1 protein-coding gene is annotated in these 1094 nt (G+C 63.3%); it reads left to right on the forward strand.

Annotation, left to right across the window (positions count from 1 at the left end; all coding sequences use genetic code 11):
* Nucleotides 1-202 precede the first annotated feature (202 nt).
* Nucleotides 203-1094, forward strand: an 892-nt coding sequence (locus ACIRS4_RS38620) for an ImmA/IrrE family metallo-endopeptidase (protein ID WP_404205004.1), incomplete at its 3' end; no start/stop codon positions are given.

The following is a 1094-nucleotide window of genomic DNA, read 5'->3' on the forward strand; positions in this document are numbered from 1 at the left end:
CCCGTTTCAGCAGCTCGGCGAAGATATTGATCTTGTTCTTGCGGGACGATGTCGCCCGCACGGCAGCTGACGCTTCGACCACTTCGGACAAGAGCATTTCCCGACGGTATCCCGGGCTACCGACATCGGTGTGATGCACAGCTCAGCGGGTCTGCTAATCCTGCGATTGGCAGGGATGTGAATTCGCCAATAAACTGGGCGCATGGCCAAGACTTACGTCGGAGCGCGGCTGCGGCAGCTGCGCACCGAGCGCGGTTTGAGTCAGGTCTCGCTGGCCAAGAAGCTCGAGATCTCGGCTAGCTATCTCAATCAGATCGAACACGACGTGCGCCCGCTCACCGTACCGGTATTGCTGCGCATCAGCGAAGTCTTCGGCGTCGACGCCGGCTTCTTCTCCTCCCAGGACGACACCCGGCTCATCGCCGAACTCCAGGAGGTCGTGATGGATCAGGAACTCGGGGTGGAGGCCGACGCACAGGAGATCGCCGAAATGGTGTCCGCGCATCCGGGTCTGGCGCGCGCCATGGTGAACATGCACCGCCGCTATCGGAACACCACCGCCCAGCTGGCCGCGGCCACCGAGGACCGGTTCGCCGACGGCAGCGGTTCGGCCGCCATCTCGAAACCGCACGAGGAAGTCCGCGACTACTTCTATCAGCGCCAGAACTACATTCACGAATTGGACACCGCCGCGGAGGAACTCACGCATCGCATGCGTTTCCACGGCGGCGATCTGAAACGTGAGATCCCGCGCCGCCTCGCCGACGCCCACGGCGTCCAGATCGTCGAACGCATCGACCTCGGCGACGGCGTCCTGCACCGCTTCGATCCGATCGCCCGCCGCCTCGAAATCGCCCCCCATCTCTCCGGCGGCCAGCGCGTCTTCAAACTCGCCGCCGAACTCGGCTATCTGGAATGCGGCGACCTCATCGAAAAGCTGGTGGCCGAGGGCAATTTCTCCAGCCAGGAGTCGATCGTGCTGGCGAAATTGGGCCTGGCCAACTATTTCGCGGCCGCGACCGTCCTGCCGTACACCCATTTCCACGAGGTGGCCGAGGACTTCCGCTACGACATCGAACGCCTGTCGGCCTTCT

The organism is Streptomyces sp. NPDC101166 (genome assembly GCF_044768125.1).
Lineage (GTDB): Bacteria > Actinomycetota > Actinomycetes > Streptomycetales > Streptomycetaceae > Streptomyces.